Here is a 19,349-nt window from a genome sequence, read left to right as displayed (position 1 = left end):
CCCGCCGTCGACCCACCCGCCGTCACCGGTACTCCTCCAAGTGCTCCTGAGCCTGCTTCGCCAGCGAACACCCGGCGCACGAGAGGTTCTCCCCGAGACAGTCGTGCCCTCCCGTGATCGGGTACTTGTGCGTCACGGCCGCCAGGTCCACGTAGCGCTTCAGCAGCTCCTCCGCCGCCTGCACGCGCTTCCGTAGCACCTCGGGGTCGTCGTCCTCAGGCTGGTAGCCGGGGACCAGCATCCGCTCGTACTTCGGCCGGTACGCCTCACACCCCTCGCACGTGACCGCCGTGCCCTCCGGCAGCGGGCTCTGCCGCATTGAAGCGCCACACAAGGACATGCCCGTCGCCCACGCCTCGAACATCGGCATCCACTGGTACACGGACCAGTGCGTCACGTCCTCCACACCGGGCAGCAGGAGCGGTGCTACGGGCCGCAGGTAGCGGCGGGACGGGTCCAGCTCGGTCATCGTGTGGTCCTTCCGGTCTGAGGGGTTCGGGCGTGGGCGAGGCGGGCCCGGTGGGCGACGAAGAGCAGGCTGGGCACCAGCCACAACAGCAGCACCCCGGGAATCCACTCGTGGGCGATCGTGAGGGAGGCACCGCCCGCGCATGCGGTGACGGCAGCCACCCGGCACGCGTAGGCGGTCATCAGGTCAACGGTCATCGCGAAGCCTTCCGAATGTGGTGGGGACGGGCGTGCCGACGGTGTGTGCGACCCCGACCCTGGTGACGACGGTGGACTTCCGCAGCCGCAGACAGGACCAGCAGGGCAGTCGCCACGGATATCGCGAACATCGCCCACTGCGGCAACGGCTGGTGGGCGAGGGCGTGCCACCAGGCGAGGACGCTTCCGGTTCCGATGACGCCGCCGGCGAGGATGGACAGGGTGAGCCCGAGGTGTGGACGGATACGGTGCACGAGAGGCCCCTTCCGGGCGTGATCGGTGTTGCCCGCTGGTGGCGGTGTCTAAGATGTCCGGGTTTCCGGTCCGGTTTGGGTGGCTTTCCGCGCCGCACGGCGCTCCCGCCGGTAGGCGCGCTCGCCGTCCCAGCACGCCTCACACGGCTCCTCACCACGCCGACGGTGCGCCACGAACCCCGGATGGTCACCATGACGGCGCCGCGGGTCCAGCACACCGGCCGCGACCGCCAGGAACACGGCGTGGGTGATGTTCCGCGCCCCCAGCTTCCGGGCCAGGCGGAGCGCCATCTTCGACACGCTCTTCTCCTGGTAGCCGAGGTCGCGGGCGATGAGGGCGTAGGTAGCGCCGTTTGCGGCTCGTTCGAGGACTGCCAGTTCGCTGGGGGTGAGGCCGGGCCCGCCTGTGGTGGCGGGGCCCAGTCGTGCGGGTGCTGTGGTCACTGGCCTGTCCCCTCCAGTCGGTCCCGGGCGTTGAGCCAGGCCAGCGCCTCCCGCCAATCGACGGGCATGTCCCCCGACGGCCGGGTCTCCCCCGGGTACAGCTCGGCGGGCGGCTGGCGGCGGGTGAGGGCGGCCAGGGCGGCGGCCTGGCGGTCGGCGAGGGTCACGACTGCACCCCGTCCTGCCGCGCCCCGGCGGCGGGCTGGTAGTCGTGCCGGTCCTCGTCGTCGGGGCAGTCGGCGCACTGGCCGGGGGTGACCGGGTCGTCGCCCTCCCCGTGGGCTGTCTTAGGGTGGTCGCACTCGACGCACGGGGCGGCTGCCGTCTCGGCCTGCCGCGTTCCGGCGGCGGGGCAGTCGGCGTAGTGCCCGGCCGGGCGGAAACTTTCGCCCGCGTCGCCACACGTGCAAGCGTTGGTGCCCGACTTGTCCTGCCGCGCCCCGTTGGTGGGCTGGCCGGTGTCGCACTCGGGTCCGCAGAAGGCGTGCTCACCCTCGGCGTGGGCCTCCGCGCGCTGTGCCGCCATGGCGGGCTGCTCCAGGCACTCGCAGTCCCCGACCGTCTGCCCCTCGCAGACGTGCTCGCAGAGCGGGGTGCCCGTGTCGGCGTGCAGGCGGTACTGGTCCAGCAGGCCGTCAACGGCTGCCCATGAGGACGCGTGTCCGAAGCAGGCGTCCCGTTGCGTCTTCAGCCACGCCTCGAACTCGTCGCCCCGACGCGGCCGGTGCTTGGTCTCGGCGGCTGGTGTCTCGTCGGCCATACGGCGCAGCAGGGCGGGGTCGGTCCAGCCGTCCAATGCGGCAGCGATCTTCCGAGCCGCCGCGCCCCGGGTGATCTCGTCGTCCGGGGAAGTGAGGGCGGTCTCCTCGTCAAGGGCGTCGTGCAGGCGCCGCACTCGGGCGACAGCGGCTTCGGCCTTGACGCGCCGCTCCTGCTCCTCCTTCCACACCTTCCGGTAGGTGTCCCTTTCGCGGGCCACGGCCAGGGTGTTGCGGGCATGCAGCTCGGCGTCGGCCTCGGCCTGCTCGATGCGCTCGTCGGCGGTCTGGCCGGTGGTCGTGGGCAGCACGGCGGCGATCCCGGCGAGCGCTTCCGCCCTCGCGGCAGGCACCAGCGTGTCGCCCAACGCGGTCTCCACGACGGCCAGAACGGCCTCGGCGACGGTGAGCGCGGTCTGGTCGGCGGACGGCAGCGACACGGCAGGCACGACCGCAGGCAGCATCGGCTCCCACGTCTCCCTCAGCGTCTGCCCGCACTCCTCCAGGAATCGCCGCACCGCAGGCTCGTCAGCCTCCGTGACCTCGATCTCGTGCGAGCAGTTGAGCCCCTTGCGCTGGATCACGAAGAACAGCAGCAGCGTGTGCCGGTTGCCGGAGCGCTGCCAGTCCCAGCGGAAGAGCAGGTTCAGTTCCCGGTCACCGGTGACGAACAGCGTCTCCTCAGCGAAGTGCTGCCAGGAGTCCCAGCGGGCGTGCTGGCCATTCTGGAAGTAGTTGCTCTCGGCGCAGTAGTACGGGTGGTCGTAGTCCCAGAGGTGGCGGGCGGTCTCGGTGGTCGGGTCGGTCACGGTGTCCTCCGTGGTGGGTGGGTAGGGTTCGGGCACCGGCCGCCCCTGCTTGCTTCAGGGGCGGCCGACCTGCTGGCGGAGGGCTACTCGCCACGCATTTCAATCGCGGTCTCGATGCCCTCCCAGTTGTCGACACCAGCCGCCTCCAGGCAGCGGAGCCAGGTGACGTCCTCGGCCGCTTCGGTCAGCTCTGCCTGGAGGCGCCGGATCTCGGCGAGCAGTGCGGGCACGCCCTCGGCGACGGTTCGGACATCGTCGGACTGCTCGGAGTACTCGCTGAGTCGGGGCACGGCGCGCTCGATGTCGGCGAGCTGCTGGGTGGTGAGGTGGTCGGTCATGGGTTCTCCTGTGGGTACGGTGCGGGCACGGCCCCGGCGGACAGCCACCGCTAGGGCCGGCGGGTTGGGGTGGGTTTCCGGCACACCGGTCACCCGGCGGCGGTGGGGGCCTTACGGCGGCGTCCGAAGGGCAGGCGCGCCCCGAACACACTCCGCGGAGACGGCGCGCCCGAAACGGGCCGCACAGGCTGCGTAGACGCCGTGGTGGGGACTGGGTGCCAGAGTTCCACCCACACGCCGCCGGTACGCCACACGCAGGCTTCACGGCCCGGCACGGACACGTCCAGGGCCGGGACTTGGTCGCCGGGCTGCTGCGGCTGGTGGGTGAGGTAGCCGGTGTGCCGGTCCGCGAACCGGTGCAACGCACGGCCCGGATCGTTGCCGGTGATCTGCCCGGACAGGAACAGGGTGCCGTCGTCGAGGCGGGACGTCTGCCACGCGCTGAGGGATTCCCGGCGGATGGCTTCGATGCCGGTCCAGCAGCGGATGGTTTCCAGCTTGGCGATGAGGATGTCGGGATGCAGGGCGGGGGTGGTCATGTGGGTCTGCTTTCGAATGGAGTATCGAGAGATCTGTGCTGCTCACGCAGCCGTTGTGGTGGAAACCGTGACGGTCTGCCAGCACTGCCAGGGCCGCCGCCCGGACGCGGCCAGATCCGTTGCCTGCTCAATGAGCGCGGTGGCAGTCGCGGCAACCTCGTCCTCGGTGGTCTCGCCAGCGGCGATGAGGGATCCGGTCGGGCCCTGCAAGTCCATCCACCAAGCGTCGCCCTGGCTGTAGGCGACGACTCGATACCGGCTACCGACCGGTTCGAAGGTCCAATAACTGCCGCCGCCCATTTCGACCCAGTCAGCGTCGACGAAAGCCGGCCGGTGGCGCTTGACCGGGGTGGCATGGGCAATTTCGAACAGCTCACCCAGATTTCCGTCACCGGTGAGTGCCTCGTTGACGAGTCGGATCACATCGGCCGAAGACACTCCCGGCTCGTCGCGGAGAACACCGACAACAGATCGGGCGCGCTGAACAAGGTTGTAGTGGTTGTCGCGCCGCCAGTCGCCGCGTTCCTCCTCCAGAAGGCGCAGCATGTGCTTGACGCTGACAGTAACGTCACGGAGGCGGGCGATGTGCTCGGGCTGAGGCTGCGGCGGAAGCCTCTCCAGTGCGCTGACGAGACGGCCAGCCTCGCGGATGTGCCGCTCTACGGCCTCCGCAGCGATCATGTCAATGCGTTCCCGCAGCGCCTGGATCGCCGCGGCACGCACCGTGTCGCCGTAGTGGCGCTGCTTGGTGAGGAGCCGCATGTAGCGGTCGTTGGTGTTGATGTGGTCCCGCTCGGCCCGCTCTGCGTTCTTATTGAGCAGGTCGAGGTCGGTGAGGTGGTCGACGTTCTCGCCGAGCCGGGCGTACTCGTCACGCAGGGCGGCGACCCTTTCAGCGGCACTCATGGTGTTCATGCGACGTCTTCCTGTCGGCGGGTTACTGGCCGTAGTGGTCGGACGGGTCGTCGGGCTGGCCGTCGCGGGATGTGCAGGGGGTGCCGTGGATGCCGGCGGCGAGGTCTTCGGGGGTGGCATCGCAGTCGCAGGACGGCATGTCAGGCGGTACGGGCGTAGTCGACGGCCTTGGCGAGCAGTCCGGGAACCTCGTCCGTGCTGGCGCCGATCCAGCCAGCCAGCGGGCACCAGATCTTCGGGGCCTTGCCCAGCTCGTAGTTGCGGTCGGTGTCGTCGGGGGTGGGGATGCGGAAGGTTTCGACGGCGTGGGGCGCCCAACGGTCACCGGGGGTCTCGGTGGCGACGACGAAGACCGTGCCGATGCGCTGGACGCTGGTGATTCGGGCGTTGGTAACGCCGGTGGAGGCGAGGGCGCGGCGGGCGATGGATTCGCGGAGCTGGGCGATGCGGATGGTGGACATGGGATCCCCTTTCGGGGGGGTGGGGCTTGGATACCTCCACCGTACCCGCATAGACATGGCAATGCAATGCGTAGTGCGGGATTGGAGGCAGGCATGCGAAAGGGGCCCGACCCCAACGGCCAGACCCCTCACGCGCACCACGATCACCTCAGAACGGCGGGCTGTCGTCACCCCCACCCCACGCCCCCGCCGTCGTCCCCGTACCCGGCACACCCGACGCCCACGGATCCTCACGCCCCTCCCGCGACGACGCCTGCTTCGCCTGCTCGTACTGCTGACGCCCCTGCCCGCCCGAGCTGGCCTTTGTCACCTTCGCCGTCGCCGACCGCAGTGACACCGCCACCTCGTCCCCCTCCACCTCGTACACCGTGCGACGCTGCCCCTCACGATCCTCGAACGACCGCTGCGACAGCCGGCCCTGCACCACCACCCGACAGCCCTGGACCACGCTCTCCGCGACGTGCTCAGCCTGCTGCCGCCACACCGTCACCGGAAGGAACAGCGTCTCGCCGTCCTCCCACGCCTGGGACTGCTTGTTGTACGTCCGCGGTGTCGACGCCACCGTGAACTTCGCTACCGCCGTCCCGCTGCTCGTGTAACGCAGCTCAGGGTCCTTGGTCGCATTACCGATGATCGTCACCACTGTCTCGCCAGCCATCAGGCCACCTTCCTCTCACTCGGCTTCCTCGCAGCCAACGACATGTCCCCGTGACCGCACATCGCCTGCCGAGACCCCGGCAGATGCTGCACCTTCTTCGGCGCCCTGATCGGCCCCCCGTACTGCGGATACCTGCGGCCCCGGCATATCTCGCCCACAGTTTTCTGCGACACGTTGAACGACATCGCCAGCGACAGATCCGTGGCTCCCTCCTGCGCTCGGACACGGATCGCGATGACCTGCTCCTCCGTCAGCACCACCCCCGAGGACGACTTCAGCGACGGGAAGGCGCGGCCGGACCGCTGCCACTGCTTCCTCAGCCGGTTCACCCGGTTCTCCGTCGTCTTCCGCGGCCACCGCCGCAGCTGGTCGACGTCAGCGAGCGTCAAGCCCTTCGCAACGCACTGCTTGACGGCCTCCAGGAACTCGGCGTCGGTGAGATTGTCGACACGGAAGCCCTTGATGAACTTGGCAACGGCGACCTGGTCGACGAAGTCCTCGTCAAGGTCCGTGTCGTCGTCGGGGGCGAGGTCGCGGACCTTCCGGTCCTCCGCCCACGACGCCGGCACCGTCAGGGAGCCGTGCTCGTTGAAGTCGAGCCAACCCAGGGCCCGCCCGACGGGCTGCTCCGGGTCGACCAAACCGGCGAGGACGACGATCAGGGCGTCCTTCTCCGCCGCCGACAGGCCGGCCAGGACCTGGGCAACGTCCTCGGGCCCGCCGTCACCGTGTACGAGAACGGCGAGGTTTGCTGCTTCGGGGAGCATCCGCTCGGCCAGGTCACCGCGCTGCTCCGGAGACATGCTGCTCACGCCGCCACCCCCTGACCGGCCGCGGCCGTGTCCTTCTCCGACTGGAAGTACCGCCACGCCCGACCCACCGCGTGATGCCCCACCCCGAGCTCGTCGGCGATCGTCCGATGCGACGCACCCTCCGACACCCGCCGCTCAATGAAGTCCTGCGCGTCGATGCACAGGGCGTACGCGACACGCTCCCCGGAACGCTTCCGGCCCAGCGTCTGGCGCTCCTGCTCGTCCAGGCCGCCCCACACACCGAACCGCTGATCCGACGCCACCGCCCACTCCAGGCACGCCGTACGGATCGGGCAGCGTCGGCACACCCGCTTCGCGGCCTCGATCGCGTTCGTGATCTGTCCTCCCCGGCCTTCGGGGAAGAACAGGGCGGGGTCGGTTTGGGCGCACAGGGCCCGGTCCCAGTTGGGGGCGGGCGTGGCGGGTGTCGTGCCGAGGCTGGTTGTGGTGGTCATCGGGTGGCTCCGGGAAGGGTGTAGAGGCGGATGATCGCGCCGGGCTGGTCGAGGGCTTCGGGGTGTTCGCCGGGGAAGGTCTTGCGGGCGGTGATGGCGATGATGCGGGAGTCGTCGACTACGGCCTGGCCGTCGGCGATTCCGTCGAAAGTCGAGCGGATCAACTTGTCGACGTCGCCCGAGTGCCGGGTTGTGGGCCAGGTGCGGCGGCGTTTGGGGGCGCTGGCGGGCTTGAGGACGGTGAAGACGATGTCGGCTTCGAGCGGCCCGTCCAGGGGCTCGGTGCGGCCGGTGTCGAGCATGCTGTCCATGGCGGCGCGGGTGACGAGGGCTCGCCAGGGCTTGACGCGCTTGGACTGTTCGACGAGGACGGCGCTGCGGCGGCCTGTGGCGGCGTTGGTTCGGTGGCCCTTATAGGCCTTGCTGCCCTGCGGGGCTGGGCGCCCGTTCACCACGATGGTGAGGCGGAGTTGGCGGTCGGTGTCGGGTTCGGGGGCGAGGGCGGTCATGGGGTGGGCTCCAGGGGTTGTCCGCGTCGGAGGTAGGTGGCGTGGCCGGGCCGATGACCGAGATGCCAGAGGCCGCAGAACTTGGTGCAGTGGTAGGGCCGCATGGCGGGGCCGCCTTCGCGGCGGATCTGGTTGGACCGGTTCTTGGCGGCCCGCCGGTTGGGGAAGCGGCTTTTGCCTTGGCAGGCGATCTCGTATTCGGTCATCGGCTGGGTTCGGGGAGTTTGAGGTCGCGGGCGAGGTTGAGCCTGATGTCGTGGGCGATGGCTTCGTTGTGGAGGAAGCGGACGACGATGGCGAGGCGGCCGCGGTGGACGGCGAGGTCGTTTTCGGCGGAGACCAGGTCGGGGTGGCGGTGCTGGAGTTCGCTCGCCAGCTCGGTGACGTAGGCGTCCTGGTCAGCCATCGCTGCCTGCCTCGGGGTACTCGCGGACGCGGAGCTGTGCGGGCCAGTGAGCGGGGTTGCCGCCCTTGGTGTCGCCCCAAGCCGCGACGGTCTTGCCGCCGACCATGGTGTGGCGGGCCCAGACGGATCCAAGCTGCTTCACGAACGGAGCGGCGCCAGCTTGGCGGGCCTCGTACACGAGGTCGTCGATCCACCAGGGTTCGAGGACTCGCGCGCCGGGCCCGGACTCGCCGCCGATGATCAGCCAGTCGACGTCGGTCAGGTTGAGCGACGGCAGCGGTCCCAGGAGGGGTTCGGCAGAGATGAATCGGATGGCGGCCGGGGTGTTGCGGAGGGCAGCGGCGCGGCGGGTGTAGTCGTCGGACTCGATGGACGTGCCGATCCACACGTTGGGCAGGGGCCAGGCGGAGCGGTGGTATATGCCGGACTCCAGGCCGGGCACGTAGGTGGGGCTGTGAGAGGTGGCGGCCCACTCCATGGATGAGCGGAAGTGCTCGCCGGGCGGGTGACCCACGCCGCAGGTGCACAGGTCGGTAAGGATGCGGGCGGCGCGCTCCGGGCGCTTGGTGAGGATCTGGTAGGTGTGCTGCGGAGTGGCGGCCATGACGGCGAACACGCGGGCCAGGAACTCGCGGGGTACCCGGGCGTGGAAGAGGTCGCTCATGGAGTTGACGAAGACCTTGCGGGGCTTCTTCCAGCGCAGCGGCTCGGTGAGCACGTCCGGGTGGATGGTGAGGGCGAAGCCGGGTCCGGAGGTCTTGGGGTTGCCGTCGTTCTGGTACTTGGCCTGCCCCATGCCCTTGAGTCGCTTGGCCATGGTGAGGGCGTAGCAGTGATCGCATCCGGGGCTGATGCGGTCACAACCCGAAGTCGGGTTCCAGGTCTGCTCGGTCCATTCGATGGTGGTCACGGCTGGGGGTGCTCCTTCGGCTGGTCGTTGTCGGCGCGGGCGGCGATGCCTGCGGCTATCTCGCGGGTGGACATGGGCTGGGTGTCGGCGGCTGATGCGGTAGCGCGGGCGACCGAACGGGCGGGGAGAGGGATGGACTCCGTGGCGGGTTCGCCGGGGAGGGGCCGGGCCCAGGTGGGACCGGTGTGGATGCCGAGGGCGGCGAGTTCGTCCGGGGTGAGGGGCTGCACGGTGGTGAGGTCGGCGTGCTCCTGCTGGCAGCGGTCGGCGTGGACGCGGGCCGCGGCGGCGGTGGACGGTGACGTGAGGACGTACTCGTGGATGCCGCCCATGGGGCAGATGGCTTGCCAGCGGAGGGTGCGGGTGGCGAGCGTGTAGTGGAGGGTGCTGCCGTCGGCCAGGGGCCGGGTGGCGGTGCCGTCTCGGTGGTCGCGCCAGTCGCGGATGCGGTGGATGGGCAGGCCGGCTTGGCGGGCGGTGTGGACGGCGTAGATCTGTGCGTCGGTGATGAAGTCGAGGGCGCGGGCGGGTCGGGGCGGGGTGGGCTTGACCAGGGAGAGGCGGGGCTGGGTCTGCTTGCGGGTACGGGGGGCGGTGGTCTTCTTCGCCGTCTTCTTGGCGGGGGTCTTCTTGGTGGTGGTGCGTACGGTCCTGGTCATTGCTGGCTCCCGGTGGTCGGGGTGGGGCTGGTTTCGGGTGGTGCTCCGGTGCTCGTGCGGTGCGGGGGGATGGTTCAGCGGTGGGTGCGGTGGCGCTGGTGGAGGGTGCTGGTCTCGCGGCCCTGCTTGCGGGCCAGCCAGGTCTGGGCGACGTCGGCCTGCGCGTTGATCTGCGCGATGTGGCTGTTGAAGAGGCCGCGGACGGCGTTGGCGTAGCCGCAGACGTAGTAGTTGGCGGGGACGGGGCCGGTGGGGGCGTTGTCGAGCATCTCGTCGGCGCGGCGCAGGAGGTCGTGGACGCTGAGGCCGGCTTGGTGTTCGTCGTAGGCGTCGGCGGCGCCCATGGCGTAGAAGGGGTCGCGGGCGAAGGGGCTGGTGGGCGGGGTGAAGGTCTGCACGGTCATGGCGTGTCCTTTCAGGCGGCGGTCTGGTGGTTGAGGGTGTCGGCGGCGCGGAGGATGCGGCCGATGACCTCGGAGGTGGTGGGCGGCGCGCTGGCGAAGGGGGCGCGGGTGGCGGCCCAGTTGGAGACGTGCTCGATGTAGTCGGGGACGCCGTTGGTCTCGCAGGGTTCGGTGTCGAGGGCGGCGCTGATCGCGCGGATGGCGGCCATGGCGCGGTCGCTGGACTCGATCAGGGCGAGGGAGGCGCACTCGTCGGTCCGAAACTCGGTGGGGACGTCCAGCCGCTCCGGCAACGTGTACTTCTCGGCGGCCATGTAGATCGCTGCGCAGATGTCCAGAGCGCCGCGGGCGTTGACGAACTGCTCTCCGGTGTTGAGTCCTCGGTGGCTGATCAGGTGGGCAGCGAGCTGAAGGACTCGGCTTGTGCTCCGCATGTGGCTTCTCCTGGGGTTGTTCGCCCGGCGGCGCGGTGTCGGCTTCACGCGCCGCCGGGCGGCTTGGGGGTGTTCACTCGTAGATGCGGGCGAACGAATCGGCGGTACGCAGCGCGTCGATCTCCGCGTTGGACAGACGCCGCATCCGGGCGCGCTCCTGGGAGTCGCCCTCGTAGGCGACGAGCACCCACATGCCCGGATCCATCCCAGCGGCAGCCTCTCTGGGTCAGTCGGTGATGGGGCGGGGGTGGTCGTGACCGCAGGTGGGGCACTGGAGCTGCGACAGGTTGCAGTCCGGGTCGTTGACCGCGGTGACGACGGCGCCGGGGAGGGCGGTGTCGAAGATGACGGAGCATCCGCAGCCGCCGGCGTCGTTGCGGCATGAGCAGATGGCCAGGTCGTTGGAGGCGGGGAGCGCGATGCCCGCGGCGATGGCGACGTACTCCATGGCGTCGGTGTAGTCGCTGGTGGTGAGGGCGTTGTCGGCCTTGTCCATGGCCTTGTCAATGACGGCCTGCGCGACGGGGCTCAGGGTCCGGTAGTCGGCTTCGAGGCTGGGGCGGGCATGCGTCATCACGGCCACGGTGGCTCCAGGGAGGGCAAGAGGAGAGCGTTCACCCCTGGTTGGGGGTGGGGTGCTGTCTTGATGTGTCCACCGTACCCGTATAGACATGGCAACGCAATGCGTACGCCGGGGTTGGTTGTGTCAGGGCATGAGAAAGCCCCTGACCACCTGCTGGGGGCAGACGGTCAGGGGCAGTTCAGGGGGTGGCCGGCGTCAGGGGAGGTCGTCGCGGGAGTCGACCCACGCGGCGTGGACCTTGAGGACGGCAGTCCAGGAAACCCAGTTGGCCCGGTTACGGCGAGTCAAGGGGACGCCGTGCTTGCGGCACTGCCGCTCCAGGGTGCTCTTGGAGATCGGGTAGCCGGTCTCTTCGAGGAGGATGACGGCGTCGTCCATCTTCCGCTCATCGCGGGGAACGTACGGGTTTGCCAGTGCTGTGGCCATGCGGCCTCCCATGGTCGGCGGCCATCGTTCGCAGCTCCGGCGGCCGATACGGGTGGACCCTGAGGGTCCGGGTGTGGTGAAGGTGTGCAGTTGTTTCTCGATGCTAGGTACGACTCGCGTACCCCGTTTCAGGTTGCACGCACCTGCCGAATATTCTTGCGGGCCGCCACGTAGAGGTGGGCGAGGCGGGCGAACTCGACGATGGTGGTCAGGCCGTCCTCGTCGACACACTCCAGGTTGGTGCAGACAATCCGCTGCTTCAGGTTGTCCCACATGAGGCCGAAGGTGCCGCATTCGGGGCAGCGGTGCGGGCGGATGACGGCAACGTCGCCAGCGGCTACGGCGTGCTCCAGCTGGTGCTTGTACTCCAGGGTTTCCCGGCGCTGCTGTTCCGCTTCGGGGGCGTTGACGGTGTTTTCCACGCACCAGCGGTAGACGTCCTGCACGTTCTGGGGGACGGGAGCCGCGGCGGGGTTGTTCTCCCGGGTGTACTGGACGACTTCAGCAACGGTCCGATCGACGTGTTCGAGGACGCGGACGTTGATGGGGAGGCCGGGGTGGGTGGCGGTGCCGCGGGGGGTGTTGCCGATGTACGAGTGGCCTTCGGGTCCGGTGACGGGACGCTCACGCATGTAGGCGGTGAGGTCGCGGAATCTTGAGGCTGCGCTGTCTTCCGGCTGGTTCATGGGTTGTTTCCCCGTCCCCTGGGGTCCCCGGGGGCGCGGGGCGTCCGTGCTGGTGCAGGGGGCGCGCGCCGGAGACCAGTTATGCGGTGTTCCGGTTGTTTCCGGACGCCCCACTATGGCATGCGTGGGTCGGAAGTTGAACGTTTCGCGACTGTTGATCAACAGGCTGTTGCACGGGTGTGGCGTGCACGCCGGGGGCAGAGTGGAAGAACCCCCGGCATACTCGGACAAGCCGTCAGGCGGGCATCGTTAGAGCAGAGTTGGGGCCTGCCGCATGCCGTGCAGGGTTTCCAGCAGCCGGTCGAGTTGCTGGTCGTCGATGGTGCCTTGCGCGTGGTGGCCTTGGAGGATCCGCTCCCACACGTCCAGGGTCCGTTGGAAGGCGGCCGCGGTGTGCGGGTCGGTGAGGGACTGCCCGATTTCCAGGAAGCTCGTTTCGATGCTGCTGGCGAACGCGTCGAGGGCCGGGACACCGTTGTCCGGGCTCTGGCCGGTGTCGCGCAGTGCGTGGACCTGGTCGTGGTCCTCGATGTTGCCCATGGGTGACCACCGTTCCCTGACCGCTCGTAGGACACCGCGGGGTCCGCGGTGCTGGTCGAGGGGGATTACGGCCGCGTCGTCGGGGCCGTTCACGTCTGCTGGGACGTAGGGGTGTGCGGGGTCGGCCGGTTGTGCTGCGGACATGGGGCGTCTCCGCTCCTCCGGCAGTGCGGGAAGGGTGCAGGGTCCTCGTTTGCCCGCTCCCTCACGGGTGTGGGCACCCTGGCGCGGGCCGGCTGCCGTTCCGAACCGCGGGTGCCCACTGTGGCACTGATTTTGGCCGGTGGCGAAGACCGGTGGCAGTTTTCACCGGGCCGTGACCGGTTCCGTGACTGTGGTGGCTGGTTCTGTTACGGGCTGCGACGGTACCCGGTGTACAGGCCGGTCGGGGGATGAAGGTGCCCCCGGCACCAGGGGCGGTTGTTGCCGACAACGCCCGGTTTCCGGTGAGGGGGCTAGAGACCTCACGGGCATGCCCGTTCGGTGACGCCAGTCTAGTCACGGTTGCCGTCACGCTGGTAGACGCGTTCCCCACCGGATCCGGGCCGCTCCCGGGGGTGTGGGCGGGGGTTGCGTCGGGACCGAGGGGAGACGCCGGGAGGCTGCGATACGGGGCGGCCCGTTGCTCCGTGGCGTCTCGTGGGGGTTCCTCGGTCCGACGGCCGGCTACCTAGCGTGGGCCGACAGTGGCCAGCCAAGACGGCTTGGATGCACGGGGCAAGGAGCGGGTGCGGGTGTCACCCGAACGGGCGAGGAGAAACCCCGGCAACCCGCCATGTACTGACCATGGTTCAACGACATCGTCCAGTGAGTCGTCGGTCCGGTACCTTCCCTGCGCATGATCGACTGGTAATTTGCTCGCCATGACACATCCAGGCGCCGACGAAGCGCGCGAAAAGTTGCTCGTCAACCTGACGCCCGAACTCCGCAGGGACCTGCGGATCCGGGCGGCCGAGCACGGGCTGAACATGCAGGACGCCGCCGCGTCCGCCATCACCCTATGGCTGGAGTCCCCGCATTCCCCGGAGGTCGAGACTCGCGGTGCCAAGTCGTGGGGGGTGTTCCTTCCCGCCGGCGGCCCGGCCCGGTTCACTGCCGAGTGCGAAGCCCGGCAGCTGACGAAGGTGCAGGGCATGGCGCAGGCCATCGCCCTGTGGCTCGAGGCGCACCCCTCCCCCACGGAGCGCCGGGTGGCTCAGCCGGTGAAGCGGATCCTGGTGGGCAACCAGAAGGGCGGCGTCGGCAAGACGTTCGTTGCCTCCGGTCTGGCGCAGGCCATGGCAGAGATGGGCCTGAACGTCCTCCTGGTCGACTACGACCCGCAGGGCCACCTCACCAGCCGGCTTCAGATTCCGGGTCTGCCGGAGGGGTCGGACAGTCTGCTGAAGCACATGCTCGGTGAGGCGGACCGGCATCTGGCACGGTCGCTGGTGGCGCTGCCGCACGAGCGGTTCGGCGGCCGACTGCACGTGCTGCCCGCATCGAAGGACGCCTTCTTGATGGACGCCAAGCTGGCGTTGCTCCAGGTTGGCCGGGACACCTGTCTGGCGCGTGCGCTGGCGCCGGTCGAGGACGGCTACGACGTCATCATCCTGGATGGCCCGCCAAACCTGGGTCTGGCCATAGACCTCGCCATCAACTACGTGCAGCGCCGTCCGGGCGAGCTCATCGACCACTCCGGGATCCTGGTGCCGGTCTGGTCGGACCGGTCGTCGTTCGACGCGTACGAGATGTTGAACGAGCAGATCGACACGCACTGCCGGATGACGGGCGCGGTGGTGGACCAGCTGGGCTTCGTTGTGAACGCCTACGACCCGCGGAAGGGTGTCGGAACGCGCTCCTTTTACGAGGGGTGGAACGAGCTGACGACGCCGGGGACGCTGGGCACGATTCGGGATCTGGTGGAGGGCCGGGAGGCGTCGGACTATCAGGTGCCGCTGCTGGTGCATGCGCCGGAGTCTGAGCAGGCTCAGGTGATGCGGTCGCTGGCGAAGGAGTTGGCAGCGTGACCCGGAAGGCGCCACCACCGATTCCGGTGATTGGTCAGGGTGGTGGGGATCAGTCGCGTGAGAATCAGCTGCGGGAGTGGGAAGAGAACCAGCGGCGTGCCCGTGAGGCCGCAGCCGCTCCGGTGCTGACCGCTGTCCCTGCTACGGCACCAGCACTGCCCGAACAGGCCGACGGATCGGTGGACGATTCTACGGGGGAGGACGATTCGACCGGGGAGATCGAGGTGGCGTCGGCCGGGGCTGCGGGCTATCTGCCGATGCCGGCGTTCACCCAGCCTGACAGTGACGACCCGGTGGAGCGGCTGGAGTTCTACTCCCGCGGCATCCTCGCTGTGCAGTACGCGGCCCGCGCCAACCACGAGCGAGCGGAGCAGCAGAAGCTGATCGGGCTGGGGCTGCGGTTGCAGGCGATGAAGGATGAGGAGCTCCACAAGACGGCCGGGTTCAACACCTTCGGTGAGCTGACCGACTCCCGGTTTGGGATCAAGAAGCATCAGGCGAACAACATCCTCCGCGTGATGCCGGTCGCGCAGGCCCTCGAGGACATCACCACCCAGGAACTGAAGGAGCGTCCACTGCGGGTGCTGGTGCCGGTCCTGGAGGCGCACGGTCGGGAGGCGGTGCGGGAGACGTGGTTGGAGGCGGCCCGGCACGGCAACGTCACCGATAAGACGCTGATGCAGGCGGCGAACTTCCTCGGCTATGCGCCGCCGAAGGAGCTGCCGGGGCCGACGGTGCAGAAACAGGAGAAGCCGCCCACGGCGGCTCAGGTGAGTGAGTCGTTGCGGGCGGTGGAGAGGATCCGGGAGTTGGCGGAGCGGGATCCGGCGCGTGCTCGTCGTGAGGCGGAGGAGCTGGAGTCCGCGGTGCGTGAGCTGGTGGAGGAGTTGTCGGGGAATTTGGGCTGACGACTCTGCGACGGGCGGCGTCTCGAGGTGGTGACCATGTGGTCACCACCTTGTCGTCATTCTGACCCGAAGGTGGTGACCACATGGTCACCACTCACCGTTGGGCTCGTCGTCCTCGAGGTCGCCGTCGTTGTATGGCTGCCCGTCCGTGTAGGTGGCCTCACGGAAGAGGGCAGTGTGGTCGCGGACAAGTGGGGGCCGCGGGTAGGTGATGCGGGGTTTGGCGGGCCGCGTGGGCGTGGGGGCGGTCATGCGGTGGCTCCGGCGAGGACGGAAGCGGGCGCGGGGTCGGCCAGCTCGAGGGTGGTGGGGTTGATGAGGCCGCGGGCCCACTGGTCGAGCCAGTGCCGTTCGTCGGCTTCGGCGAGGGTGTGCCAGTCGGGGTGTGGGCCATGGGCGGTCTCCGTTCGTGCGGGTGATCGCTGTCACGATGCACCGGAAACCGGCGGACGTTCCCCTGGCTCAGGATGCGTCCCGGCTCGCGGACTGCTTCTTCCTCCAGCCCGAGGGTGTGCCGCCTACCAGCCGACGCCAGTGGTAGCGGAACAGGGGCTCGTCGTGAAAGCCGGAGCGGCGTGCGACCGCCCGGATGGGGAGGTTGGTGGTGGCCAGCAGGTGCTTGGCGCGGTCCATGCGTCTGGCGGTCAGCCATTCCAGAGGCGCGGAGCCTGTGATCTTGCGGAAGTGACGTTGAAAGGTGCTTCGGCTGACGTGGGCGCGGACGGCGAGGTCTTCGATGCTGAACGTCTGCTCGATGTGGGTCTCCGCCCACCGGATGGCTTCGCTGACGTCGCCTATGGAGCGATTGGTGGGCTGGTGTGGTGCGGTCACGTGGTGCTCCGTGGCGGGGGTGTTAGGCGGCGTCGAAGGCTTTGCGGGGCATGGTGCCACCTGCTTTCTCCTGGCGGGCTCGGGCGATGGCGGCTTGGCGGACGGCTTCCGCCTGGTCAACGCGGGCAGTCTCGAGCCGGTCGAGTTCCCACACGCCGTCGCGGTGTTCGGTCTCGTGCTGCCGGCCGGCGCGCAACGCGGCTTCCTGTCGGGCGCGGGCCTGCTCCTCGTAGGGGTCGGTGCGCTGGTGGCTGCCGCGGTGTTGGAGGGCGAGGGCGAGCGTGGCCTGGTAGCCGGGGTGGGCGGTGTCGCGGATCTTCACGGGCCCGGCTGGCGTGGCGGCCGTCTCCGGCTCGAGGGCGCCGTCCGTGGGCTTGTGGTCGGCGCCTGGGGCGAGGACGCGGATGGTGCGGACGGCGGGCTTGCCCAGCTGCCGGTTGAGGTGGGTGACTAGCTGCTGCTGGAAGAGGCGTATCTGGGTGGCGTAGGCGGGGCTGGTGGGGCGGAGTTCGAGGATGCCGCGGTCGGGGTCGTAGGCGACGGCTTGGACGGTTGCGGCCAACTCGGTGGGGGCGATGGTGGCCCATTGGTCGAGGAGGTTGCCGCCGTTGAGTCCGGCGTCCCAGCCTTGTTCGGTCTGGAGGCGTCCGAGGATGGTGCCGAGTCCTTGGGGGTCGCGTCCTTCGCCGCGGGCGGGTCGGGGTCCGCGGCGGGTCTTTCTGGCGGGTGCGGGGTTGGATTTGGCGTTGGCGCGGGCGGCGGCGAGCGCCATGCGGGCCAGGTCTGCACCGGAAGCCTGCTCGGTCACTGGGCCCCCTCAACGACAACTCGGATGCGCTCCCGCGCCACATCCAGTTCCCGTCGCGCTGCCTCCACTCCGGCGAGTCCCTCCAGCCAGTCGTCATCCACGACCCACTCCGGGTGGCGCGCCTCCCACCTTGCTCGCACCTTGGCGTACTGAGTGGCCGTGAAAATGTCCCAACCCTGCTGCGCTATGCGCTTACGCCACTCGATCCGGCTTCTCTCGTACGCCTGTCGAGACACGTCGTATCCAGTAGTGGGGTCGATGTCGGCAAGGGTGATGCCGCGAACAACGTTGAGCGCGATTCGTGCGTCGCTCATGGACGTTCTGTGGTCTGCGTCGTGGACGGGATCAGGATCCGGCCTGTGCCCCCAGTCGTCGGTGGCGGCGAGCCTCTGTATTCGTCCGATGGCAAGACGTCGGAGCTGGTTCCGGTGGACGGTCGATGCAGATGAAGCAGGCTTGGTTGCCTTGGTTGCGCTCGGGACGTAATCGGCCAGGTCGCGCACGACGTTGACGCACCGGACAGATTCTTGGCTTCCCCTGTACGTGTCTTCCTGGGGCACAGGGAACTCCAACTGGATCGACTCGGGTGCGGGATTGGTCCTGGTGTGGGCGCGGAGGACGCGCGGGTACGACTGGTCGAGTTTGCTGCGGGGCATGGTGGGTCTCCTCAGAAGGCGGGGGCGTAGGTGTCGCGGCGGGCGTTGATGCGCTCGAGGGCGAGGGTCTGGTCGACGACCCGGTTCGTGTACAGGCGGCGGGCGTCTCGCTCCCCGAGGACCTGGATCATGTCGAGGATCACGTCGGGGTTCTTGGCGGCCTCGTGACGGAGGTCGAGGACTTCCTGCCGAGTGAGGTCGTCGATGGAGCCGAGCGGCGACAACTCCACCTCGGGCATCTGGGGAGCGAGCCGGTCGCGGATGGCGGCGAATGCCTCGTCCATCGCCCGACGGGCGGCGAGGCTCTGGGGGCCGGCGGGGGCAGCCTCGTAGTCGGCGTGCCGGTCCTTGGCGGCGGTCCGGGACTCTTCCCACATGGTCACGTAGGCGGCGCGCATCGTGGCGGTCATGTCGGCCTTGCCGCGGAGGCGGTCAGCGAGCATTCCGGAGGGGCGTCGGACGCCGTGGGTGGGCATGGGGATGTTCTCGGCGACGGCCTGGACCTCGCGGACAGTCCAGCCGTTGTCGGCGAAGTCCTTGAGGATCCAGGCGATGCGGGGGGTGGAGGCGCCGTGCAGCCACGGAATGACGGTGATGGCTTCTCGGGCGAGCTGGTAGCGGCGGCCGACGCGGTTCAGGGTGCGCGGTCCGCGCTTCGACGACTTGGGGGTGGGGGACTTGCCTTCCCCGCTTGCGAGCTTGCTCTCAGAGGGAGAGTAGGTACTAGCCGCAGAAGAAGCCGCAGAAGTACCCACCCCCATTGGGGTGCAACGGGTACCGGCCGAAACAGGGGTCCGGCGGCGGGGCCGGCGGACCTTCCGGGCGGCCTTCTTGGCGAGCTTCCCGAGGGTCTTCCGGTGCTCCGGTGAGGCGCCGACGGGACGGCGTTGCACCCCTTCGCCGACGGTGCGGATACCGAGGGCCTCGTCAAAGACGACGGGGATGGTCCGCTCGTACACGGACGCCTGGTTGCCTCCGCCGCGGATGCGGGTGCCCTTGCTGCGGTACACGAGGAGTCCGGTCTCGCGGAGCATGCCGAGGTGGTACTGGACGGTCCTCTCGGACACGCGGAGTTTCCGGGCGAGGTAGTCGACGCCGGGTCGGCACTCCTTGAGTGCGGCGATCTCCTGAGCAACGGCGACCGTGGTGGGCCCCCACTTCGGGGAGCCCTTGGCGGTGGGCTTGTAGTGGCCCTTGGTGGCGTGGTCGGTCATCCAGTGGACGGAGGTCATCCAGGAGTGCGGGTCGGGTGCGATACGGCCTGTCGTGGCGTGCAGCCACTGGTGCGGGGGGGCCACGGGGAGTCGGGTTTCGGGGCACTGGGTGTCGACCGTGCGGGGGGATGTTCCTCGCGTTTCGGGCGTGCGGGAAGCGCCAAGCTGACAAGAAGGGGTGCGCTGAGGCACTATGGACCTGCTTCCGGTTGCGCCGGGAGCACAAAAGGGCCCCGGCTTCGGTGGTCTGGTTCGGT

At 69.2% G+C, this 19,349-nt stretch carries 30 protein-coding genes; 2 read left to right on the top strand and 28 right to left on the bottom strand.

The features are described from left to right. Positions 1-22 precede the first annotated feature (22 nt). The 23 genes from IE94_RS0124840 to IE94_RS0124725 all read right to left on the bottom strand — a co-directional run bounded on the left by IE94_RS0124840 (position 23) and on the right by IE94_RS0124725 (position 12,810). Positions 23-469, bottom strand: a complete 447-nt coding sequence (locus tag IE94_RS0124840) for a hypothetical protein (RefSeq protein ID WP_030188299.1) — start codon at positions 467-469, stop codon at positions 23-25. Next, a complete protein-coding gene (locus IE94_RS0124835; RefSeq protein ID WP_030188296.1) occupies positions 466-666 on the bottom strand; it encodes a hypothetical protein in 201 nt (66 codons plus the stop codon). Before IE94_RS0124835 ends, IE94_RS0124840 begins: the two co-directional genes overlap by 4 nt. Positions 667-968: 302 nt before the next feature. Beyond that, entirely contained in the window at positions 969-1,364 is a 396-nt protein-coding gene (locus IE94_RS38390) for a response regulator transcription factor (RefSeq protein ID WP_157849399.1), read from the bottom strand. Beyond that, positions 1,361-1,531, bottom strand: coding sequence for a hypothetical protein (locus IE94_RS40040; RefSeq protein WP_157849398.1), 171 nt, complete (start codon positions 1,529-1,531; stop codon positions 1,361-1,363). Before IE94_RS40040 ends, IE94_RS38390 begins: the two co-directional genes overlap by 4 nt. Then, positions 1,528-2,931 carry a hypothetical protein gene (locus IE94_RS37300; protein WP_157849397.1) on the bottom strand — a complete coding sequence of 468 codons (1,404 nt, stop codon included), beginning with the start codon at positions 2,929-2,931 and terminating at the stop codon, positions 1,528-1,530. Before IE94_RS37300 ends, IE94_RS40040 begins: the two co-directional genes overlap by 4 nt. A gap of 83 nt (positions 2,932-3,014) precedes the next feature. Further along, the gene (locus IE94_RS36020; protein ID WP_037923462.1) at positions 3,015-3,269 is read right to left on the bottom strand and encodes a hypothetical protein; all 255 of its coding nucleotides are present in this window, start codon (positions 3,267-3,269) and stop codon (positions 3,015-3,017) included. An 89-nt stretch (positions 3,270-3,358) separates the two neighbouring features. Continuing rightward, on the bottom strand, positions 3,359-3,808 hold the full coding sequence (locus IE94_RS0124815; protein WP_030188294.1) for a hypothetical protein: 450 nt from the start codon (positions 3,806-3,808) through the stop codon (positions 3,359-3,361). 42 nt (positions 3,809-3,850) lie between these two features. Continuing rightward, positions 3,851-4,723 (bottom strand): hypothetical protein, encoded by an 873-nt coding sequence (locus IE94_RS0124810; RefSeq protein ID WP_030188293.1) that lies wholly within the window; start codon positions 4,721-4,723, stop codon positions 3,851-3,853. Between the two features lie 140 nt (positions 4,724-4,863). Beyond that, positions 4,864-5,184: a hypothetical protein gene (locus IE94_RS0124800; RefSeq protein WP_030188292.1), complete on the bottom strand. Its 321-nt coding sequence runs from the start codon at positions 5,182-5,184 to the stop codon at positions 4,864-4,866. Between the two features lie 148 nt (positions 5,185-5,332). Beyond that, entirely contained in the window at positions 5,333-5,842 is a 510-nt protein-coding gene (locus tag IE94_RS0124795; protein ID WP_030188289.1) for a single-stranded DNA-binding protein, read from the bottom strand. After that, a complete protein-coding gene (locus IE94_RS0124790; RefSeq protein WP_030188288.1) occupies positions 5,842-6,654 on the bottom strand; it encodes a hypothetical protein in 813 nt (270 codons plus the stop codon). The genes IE94_RS0124795 and IE94_RS0124790 overlap by 1 nt, the downstream gene beginning before the upstream one ends. Next, a complete protein-coding gene (locus IE94_RS41590) occupies positions 6,651-7,109 on the bottom strand; it encodes a WhiB family transcriptional regulator (RefSeq protein WP_063829734.1) in 459 nt (152 codons plus the stop codon). Before IE94_RS41590 ends, IE94_RS0124790 begins: the two co-directional genes overlap by 4 nt. Further along, entirely contained in the window at positions 7,106-7,618 is a 513-nt protein-coding gene (locus tag IE94_RS0124780; RefSeq protein WP_051777672.1) for a RusA family crossover junction endodeoxyribonuclease, read from the bottom strand. Before IE94_RS0124780 ends, IE94_RS41590 begins: the two co-directional genes overlap by 4 nt. Further along, positions 7,615-7,824, bottom strand: coding sequence for a hypothetical protein (locus tag IE94_RS40035; protein WP_157849396.1), 210 nt, complete (start codon positions 7,822-7,824; stop codon positions 7,615-7,617). Before IE94_RS40035 ends, IE94_RS0124780 begins: the two co-directional genes overlap by 4 nt. Next, positions 7,821-8,024: a hypothetical protein gene (locus tag IE94_RS0124775; protein ID WP_030188274.1), complete on the bottom strand. Its 204-nt coding sequence runs from the start codon at positions 8,022-8,024 to the stop codon at positions 7,821-7,823. Before IE94_RS0124775 ends, IE94_RS40035 begins: the two co-directional genes overlap by 4 nt. Continuing rightward, the gene (locus IE94_RS38385) at positions 8,017-8,934 is read right to left on the bottom strand and encodes a DUF5131 family protein (RefSeq protein WP_157849395.1); all 918 of its coding nucleotides are present in this window, start codon (positions 8,932-8,934) and stop codon (positions 8,017-8,019) included. The genes IE94_RS0124775 and IE94_RS38385 overlap by 8 nt, the downstream gene beginning before the upstream one ends. Continuing rightward, positions 8,931-9,593: a hypothetical protein gene (locus IE94_RS40030; protein WP_030188272.1), complete on the bottom strand. Its 663-nt coding sequence runs from the start codon at positions 9,591-9,593 to the stop codon at positions 8,931-8,933. Before IE94_RS40030 ends, IE94_RS38385 begins: the two co-directional genes overlap by 4 nt. A gap of 74 nt (positions 9,594-9,667) precedes the next feature. Beyond that, positions 9,668-9,997, bottom strand: coding sequence for a hypothetical protein (locus IE94_RS0124755; protein ID WP_030188270.1), 330 nt, complete (start codon positions 9,995-9,997; stop codon positions 9,668-9,670). A gap of 11 nt (positions 9,998-10,008) precedes the next feature. Then, positions 10,009-10,431: a DUF6197 family protein gene (locus IE94_RS0124750; RefSeq protein WP_030188268.1), complete on the bottom strand. Its 423-nt coding sequence runs from the start codon at positions 10,429-10,431 to the stop codon at positions 10,009-10,011. Positions 10,432-10,657: 226 nt separating this feature from the next. Next, positions 10,658-11,005 (bottom strand): hypothetical protein, encoded by a 348-nt coding sequence (locus IE94_RS0124740; RefSeq protein WP_157849394.1) that lies wholly within the window; start codon positions 11,003-11,005, stop codon positions 10,658-10,660. Positions 11,006-11,209: 204 nt separating this feature from the next. Continuing rightward, complete coding sequence (locus IE94_RS0124735) at positions 11,210-11,440, bottom strand: hypothetical protein (protein ID WP_157849393.1); 231 nt, start codon at positions 11,438-11,440, stop codon at positions 11,210-11,212. A 128-nt stretch (positions 11,441-11,568) separates the two neighbouring features. Continuing rightward, a complete protein-coding gene (locus tag IE94_RS0124730) occupies positions 11,569-12,126 on the bottom strand; it encodes a hypothetical protein (RefSeq protein ID WP_030188261.1) in 558 nt (185 codons plus the stop codon). 249 nt (positions 12,127-12,375) lie between these two features. Then, positions 12,376-12,810, bottom strand: a complete 435-nt coding sequence (locus tag IE94_RS0124725; protein ID WP_157849392.1) for a hypothetical protein — start codon at positions 12,808-12,810, stop codon at positions 12,376-12,378. 719 nt (positions 12,811-13,529) lie between these two features. Here IE94_RS0124725 and IE94_RS0124720 point away from each other — a divergent pair. Together IE94_RS0124720 and IE94_RS0124715 are read left to right on the top strand one after the other, a co-directional pair. After that, positions 13,530-14,675: a ParA family protein gene (locus IE94_RS0124720; protein ID WP_030188257.1), complete on the top strand. Its 1,146-nt coding sequence runs from the start codon at positions 13,530-13,532 to the stop codon at positions 14,673-14,675. Next, on the top strand, positions 14,672-15,583 hold the full coding sequence (locus IE94_RS0124715) for a hypothetical protein (protein WP_157849391.1): 912 nt from the start codon (positions 14,672-14,674) through the stop codon (positions 15,581-15,583). The genes IE94_RS0124720 and IE94_RS0124715 overlap by 4 nt, the downstream gene beginning before the upstream one ends. A gap of 87 nt (positions 15,584-15,670) precedes the next feature. On the opposite strand, the gene IE94_RS40025 is transcribed toward IE94_RS0124715, so the two are convergent. From IE94_RS40025 to IE94_RS0124690, 5 genes are all read right to left on the bottom strand, one after another. Further along, the gene (locus tag IE94_RS40025; protein ID WP_157849390.1) at positions 15,671-15,835 is read right to left on the bottom strand and encodes a hypothetical protein; all 165 of its coding nucleotides are present in this window, start codon (positions 15,833-15,835) and stop codon (positions 15,671-15,673) included. Positions 15,836-16,045: 210 nt separating this feature from the next. Next, positions 16,046-16,414 (bottom strand): helix-turn-helix domain-containing protein, encoded by a 369-nt coding sequence (locus IE94_RS0124705; RefSeq protein WP_030188252.1) that lies wholly within the window; start codon positions 16,412-16,414, stop codon positions 16,046-16,048. 22 nt (positions 16,415-16,436) lie between these two features. Further along, positions 16,437-17,222 carry a DciA family protein gene (locus IE94_RS0124700; RefSeq protein WP_037923456.1) on the bottom strand — a complete coding sequence of 262 codons (786 nt, stop codon included), beginning with the start codon at positions 17,220-17,222 and terminating at the stop codon, positions 16,437-16,439. Further along, on the bottom strand, positions 17,219-17,878 hold the full coding sequence (locus IE94_RS0124695) for a hypothetical protein (protein WP_030188248.1): 660 nt from the start codon (positions 17,876-17,878) through the stop codon (positions 17,219-17,221). Before IE94_RS0124695 ends, IE94_RS0124700 begins: the two co-directional genes overlap by 4 nt. Before the next feature lie 11 nt (positions 17,879-17,889). Then, complete coding sequence (locus IE94_RS0124690) at positions 17,890-19,176, bottom strand: helix-turn-helix domain-containing protein (RefSeq protein ID WP_157849389.1); 1,287 nt, start codon at positions 19,174-19,176, stop codon at positions 17,890-17,892. Positions 19,177-19,349 lie beyond the last annotated feature (173 nt).

Origin of the sequence: Streptomyces violaceorubidus (assembly GCF_000717995.1) — a bacterium.
In the GTDB taxonomy this organism is placed as follows: Bacteria; Actinomycetota; Actinomycetes; order Streptomycetales; family Streptomycetaceae; genus Streptomyces; species Streptomyces violaceorubidus.
The sequence above is the reverse complement of the archived record's forward strand: the minus strand, read 5'-3'. Positions and strand labels throughout refer to the sequence as shown.

What these genes read in the sequence shown, in the direction of transcription:
- IE94_RS40030 (WP_030188272.1), bottom strand. Translation starts at nt 9,593, where the DNA reads ATGACCAGGACCGTACGCACCACCACCAAGAAGACCCCCGCCAAGAAG.
- IE94_RS36020 (WP_037923462.1), bottom strand. Translation starts at nt 3,269, where the DNA reads ATGACCGACCACCTCACCACCCAGCAGCTCGCCGACATCGAGCGCGCC.
- IE94_RS0124730 (WP_030188261.1), bottom strand. Translation starts at nt 12,126, where the DNA reads ATGAACCAGCCGGAAGACAGCGCAGCCTCAAGATTCCGCGACCTCACC.
- IE94_RS0124800 (WP_030188292.1), bottom strand. Translation starts at nt 5,184, where the DNA reads ATGTCCACCATCCGCATCGCCCAGCTCCGCGAATCCATCGCCCGCCGC.
- IE94_RS40025 (WP_157849390.1), bottom strand. Translation starts at nt 15,835, where the DNA reads ATGACCGCCCCCACGCCCACGCGGCCCGCCAAACCCCGCATCACCTAC.
- IE94_RS0124695 (WP_030188248.1), bottom strand. Translation starts at nt 17,878, where the DNA reads ATGCCCCGCAGCAAACTCGACCAGTCGTACCCGCGCGTCCTCCGCGCC.
- IE94_RS0124840 (WP_030188299.1), bottom strand. Translation starts at nt 469, where the DNA reads ATGACCGAGCTGGACCCGTCCCGCCGCTACCTGCGGCCCGTAGCACCG.
- IE94_RS40035 (WP_157849396.1), bottom strand. Translation starts at nt 7,824, where the DNA reads ATGACCGAATACGAGATCGCCTGCCAAGGCAAAAGCCGCTTCCCCAAC.
- IE94_RS0124810 (WP_030188293.1), bottom strand. Translation starts at nt 4,723, where the DNA reads ATGAACACCATGAGTGCCGCTGAAAGGGTCGCCGCCCTGCGTGACGAG.
- IE94_RS0124740 (WP_157849394.1), bottom strand. Translation starts at nt 11,005, where the DNA reads ATGACGCATGCCCGCCCCAGCCTCGAAGCCGACTACCGGACCCTGAGC.
- IE94_RS0124795 (WP_030188289.1), bottom strand. Translation starts at nt 5,842, where the DNA reads ATGGCTGGCGAGACAGTGGTGACGATCATCGGTAATGCGACCAAGGAC.
- IE94_RS0124815 (WP_030188294.1), bottom strand. Translation starts at nt 3,808, where the DNA reads ATGACCACCCCCGCCCTGCATCCCGACATCCTCATCGCCAAGCTGGAA.
- IE94_RS0124835 (WP_030188296.1), bottom strand. Translation starts at nt 666, where the DNA reads ATGACCGTTGACCTGATGACCGCCTACGCGTGCCGGGTGGCTGCCGTC.
- IE94_RS0124780 (WP_051777672.1), bottom strand. Translation starts at nt 7,618, where the DNA reads ATGACCGCCCTCGCCCCCGAACCCGACACCGACCGCCAACTCCGCCTC.
- IE94_RS0124750 (WP_030188268.1), bottom strand. Translation starts at nt 10,431, where the DNA reads ATGCGGAGCACAAGCCGAGTCCTTCAGCTCGCTGCCCACCTGATCAGC.
- IE94_RS41590 (WP_063829734.1), bottom strand. Translation starts at nt 7,109, where the DNA reads ATGACCACCACAACCAGCCTCGGCACGACACCCGCCACGCCCGCCCCC.
- IE94_RS0124775 (WP_030188274.1), bottom strand. Translation starts at nt 8,024, where the DNA reads ATGGCTGACCAGGACGCCTACGTCACCGAGCTGGCGAGCGAACTCCAG.
- IE94_RS0124725 (WP_157849392.1), bottom strand. Translation starts at nt 12,810, where the DNA reads ATGTCCGCAGCACAACCGGCCGACCCCGCACACCCCTACGTCCCAGCA.
- IE94_RS0124720 (WP_030188257.1), top strand. Translation starts at nt 13,530, where the DNA reads ATGACACATCCAGGCGCCGACGAAGCGCGCGAAAAGTTGCTCGTCAAC.
- IE94_RS0124755 (WP_030188270.1), bottom strand. Translation starts at nt 9,997, where the DNA reads ATGACCGTGCAGACCTTCACCCCGCCCACCAGCCCCTTCGCCCGCGAC.
- IE94_RS0124735 (WP_157849393.1), bottom strand. Translation starts at nt 11,440, where the DNA reads ATGGCCACAGCACTGGCAAACCCGTACGTTCCCCGCGATGAGCGGAAG.